Annotated in this window: 2 protein-coding genes; one reads left to right on the top strand and one right to left on the bottom strand. The window is 62.9% G+C overall.

The window, feature by feature from the left end; translation table 11 throughout:
- The coding region (locus EN932_RS30945; protein ID WP_164750297.1) for an efflux RND transporter permease subunit at nt 1-1,801 on the top strand (1,801 nt) is incomplete at its 5' end.
- A 68-nt stretch (nt 1,802-1,869) separates the two neighbouring features.
- Here EN932_RS30945 and EN932_RS30940 read toward each other — a convergent pair.
- Entirely contained in the window at nt 1,870-3,579 is a 1,710-nt protein-coding gene (locus EN932_RS30940) for an APC family permease (RefSeq protein ID WP_024502584.1), read from the bottom strand.
- Between the last annotated feature and the right edge of the window lie 347 nt (nt 3,580-3,926).

Below are 3,926 nucleotides of genomic sequence, written 5' to 3'. Positions count from 1 at the left end.
GATCACCACGGCCGGCTTTATTCCGGTCGGCTTCGCGGCCTCGACCGCCGGCGAATATGTCCGCACGCTGTTCTATGTCGTCGGCATCGCGCTGATCGTCTCCTGGTTCGTCGCGGTCTATTTCACGCCATGGCTCGGCAACATGATCCTCAAGCAGCGCAAGCATGCCGGCAGCCATCACGATGTCTTCGACACGCGTTTCTACCGCCGGCTTCGTGCCACCGTCAGCTGGGCCGTGCGCCATCGCATCATCGTCCTGGTGATGACGCTGGTCACCTTCGGCACCAGCCTGTGGGCTTTCCAGTTCATTCCGCAGAACTTCTTCCCGCAATCGTCGCGGCCGGAAATCCTCGTCGACCTTTGGCTGCCGGAAGGCACCAGCATCAAGGAAGTCGAGGCGCAGGCCAAGGCGCTCGAGACCAAGATGATGGACGACAAGGACAAGCGTTTCATCGCCACCTATATCGGCGAGGGCGCGCCGCGCTTCTTCCTGCCGCTCGACCAGCAACTGAGCAACCCCAACTTTGCCCAGTTGCTCGTCATGGCCAATGACGAACCGGCTCGCGAGCGTCTGATCGTCAAGTTGCGCACCGTCCTGGCGCAAGACTTCCCGTCCATCCGTGCCAAGGTCGATCGTCTGTTCCTCGGTCCGCCGACCGGCTGGCCGGTGCAGATGCGCGTCATGGGGCCGGATCGCCAGGAGGTGCGCCGCATCGCCGACCAGGTGAAGGCGAAGTTCCGTGAAGATCCGCTGCTTGGCGCCGTGCATGATGACTGGCTGGAGCCGGTTCCGGCGATGAAGCTGGTCATCGACCAGGATCGTGCCCGCGCACTCGGCGTCACCTCGCAGCGCATCCGCCAGATGCTGCAGGCGACGATGTCCGGCGCGCCGCTCGACGACTTCCGCGACGGCGAGGAGACGGTGTCCATCGTCGCCCGCGAGCCGAATGCCAGCCGCAGCCTGCTGTCCTCGGTCGACTCGGTCTATATCCCGACCGACTTCGGCGGTTTCGTGCCGCTGTCGCAGGTGGCCAAGGTGGTGCCGGTGCTGGAGCAAGGCATCGAATGGCGCCGCGACCGCCTGCCGACCATCAGCGTGCGCGCCACCTTGCCCGACGGCGTGCAGTCCAACGACGTCGTCACCAAGATGTACAACGACATGAAGGACCTGCGTGCGGGTCTGGCGCCCGGTTACAAGATCGAAATCCAGGGCGGTGCGGAGGATTCGGCGGAAAGCCAGGCTTCGATCGCCGCCAAGGCACCGATCATGCTGGCCGTCATTGTCGTGCTTTTGATGATCCAGCTGCAGAACTTCGGCAAGGCGATGCTGGTGCTGGCGACCGGTCCGCTTGGCATTATCGGTGCTGCCGCGGCACTCCTGATCAGCGGTGCGCCGTTCGGCTTCGTCGCCATTCTCGGCGTCATCGCGCTGCTCGGCATCATCATGCGCAACTCGATTATCCTGGTCGACCAGATCGACCAGGACATCGCCGCGGGCATGGACCGCTACGAGGCCATCATCGGTTCGGCCGTTCGCCGTTTCCGGCCGATCACGCTGACGGCGCTGACGGCGGTGCTGGCGCTGATCCCGATCTCGCGCGGCGTCTTCTGGGGTCCGCTCGCCTACGCCATGATGGGCGGCATCCTGGTTGCCACGGTGCTGACCATCCTGGTCCTGCCGGCCGGTTACGCCCTGTTCTTCGGCCGGGAGCCGAAGAAGCGCGGGGCGGAGGGACGGACGGACGATCTGGAACTGAGCCAGGAAGCCGAAAAGCCGCAACTGGCGCTGGCCGCCGAATAGATCGATCGCGCCAGTCGAAAAGGATCGGGCGCGCCGAAGCGCGCCCGATCCTTTTTATTTTTATGAGGTCAGATGACGAAGAACCAGTTGGCGAGCAGCATCACCACCACGCCGGCGACCAGCGTCAGATAGGGCAGCATGCCCGCCTTTTTGACCGAGAGGTCGGCCCCCGTCATGCCGAGATCGGCCAGCATGTGGTCGGGGAACTTGCCCTTGTCCTGAATGTAGTGTCGGAAGCAGAACACCGGGATGATCAGCGCTGCCGTGATCAGGCCGGCCCACAGCGCCATCGGGTTCCATACCTTGGCACCGGCGCCCATGAAGATCGCGTTGACATAGGCGAAGATCGCCCCGATCCCGAGCAGCCAGCTCGGCGCCTTCCAGGGCCGTGCGATATGGCCGTTGTCGATGCGGTGGATCCAGCCGGCGTTGAGGTTGAGGAAGTTGAAGATGATGTAACCGCAATTCGACACGGCGAGGATGAAGAAGAAGCTCGTCGCGTCGGCCGAGGCGATGGCCAGCACGATCAGGTTGAAGACGAGATCGGTCCACATTGCCCGTGTCGGCGCACCATGTTCGTTGACATGGCTGAGATAGCGCGGCAGCCAGCCATCGACCGAGCCCTGGTAGAGCGTACGCGAAGAGCCGGCCATGGCCGTCATGATGCACAGCACCAGCGCCAGGATCATCAGCATCACCAACAGGCTGTGGACTAGCGCGCCGCCGCCGACCATGCCGGCCAGCGCGTCGGCGACCCCGGAGCCGTCGACGATCGGCGTCGCCAGCATACCGTTGAGGCCAAGCACGCCCTGGAAGGTGAACGGCACCAGGATGAACAGCAGCATGCACAGAAGGCCGGAATAGAAAATCGCCTTGAACGTGTCGGTGCCGGGGTTCTTGAACTCGGATGTGTAGCAGACGGCGGTCTCGAAGCCGTAGGTCGACCAGGCGGCGATGAACATACCACCAAGCACCAGCGTCCAGCCGGCGATGTTCCAGGCACCGGGCTCGGGCGCGTAGGCTGCGGCCAGCGGCACCAGCGGCGAAAAATTCGCCCAGTTGATCTGGCCGGTGACGATCGGCACCACGCCGACGATCAGCATCGGGACGATGACCAAGAGGCCGATATATTTCTGCACATTGGCGGTGCCGAGAATGCCGCGATGCTGGATCGCAAAGATGATCAGCATCAGCACTGCGCCGATGAAGAAGGTCGCGTTGAAGGTGAACGAGACCGGTCCCAGCGTGTGGCTGTAAAGCGTCCAGTTGCGGATTGCCGGCGTCGCCGCCGCGGTCACCGCTGTGATGGCGTCGGCGGCACTCGTCCCGGCATGCGCGGCGATATAGGCGACGACATCGGGTGAGGTTTCGGTGAACAGCGGCACTGGCGCCAGCGCGTTGAGGATGTAGGCGGCGGCGATCGAGCAGCCGAGCGACAGCACCGGCGACCAGGCGAACCAGTTGCACCAGACAGACAGCGGCGCGATGAACTTGGAATAGCGCAGCCAGGCGGTGGCGCCGTAGATCGACGCGCCGCCCGACTTGTTCGGAAACAGGCCGGCGATTTCGGCATAGGTGAAGGATTGCAGGAAGCCCATGATCATGGAGAAGATCCAGATCGCGAAGGCCAGCGTGCCGGTCGTGCCGGCAATGCCGCCGATCGAGAACAGGACCAGGGCCGGCACGCCGCTCGCCACCCAGAAGGCGCCGCGCCAGTCGATATTTCGGTGCAACTTGCCTTCGGCAAGCGGCTCCAGGACAGTCGTTATCGTGCTCATATGTCTTTGTTCCCCATTTTGATGTTCCCCGTTCGTGACGGCCGCGACTTCGCGAGGCTTCATCATCGACGCATGCTTTGGGCGGCTGTCGGTGTTTCCACTCAGTCGCATTTTTTTCTTAACAGTGAAGATTGATCCGGCGCGCTTTCAGGTCAAGCGATTTGTCGCGCCGTGCACATCACGCTTGCGAAACATGTCGGCTTCACACTGCCGCGGTGGGATTGTTCGGAAAAGGACCAAGGGTCAGGAAGCGAAAAACCCGCCGGAGGCGGGTCGCAGCGCAAATCAGCACCATGGACGAATATGTAGCATAGCTGCCCTCAGCAGGTCAAGAAAAAATTCCTATC

The sequence above is a fragment of the Mesorhizobium sp. M7A.F.Ca.US.002.01.1.1 genome (assembly GCF_004022955.1).
In the GTDB taxonomy this organism is placed as follows: domain Bacteria; phylum Pseudomonadota; class Alphaproteobacteria; order Rhizobiales; family Rhizobiaceae; genus Mesorhizobium; species Mesorhizobium ciceri.
This window is presented reverse-complemented; position numbering and strand designations above follow the sequence as displayed.

Coding starts and splice junctions, on each gene's coding strand:
- EN932_RS30940 (WP_024502584.1), bottom strand. CDS start 3,579: ATGAGCACGATAACGACTGTCCTGGAGCCGCTTGCCGAAGGCAAGTTG.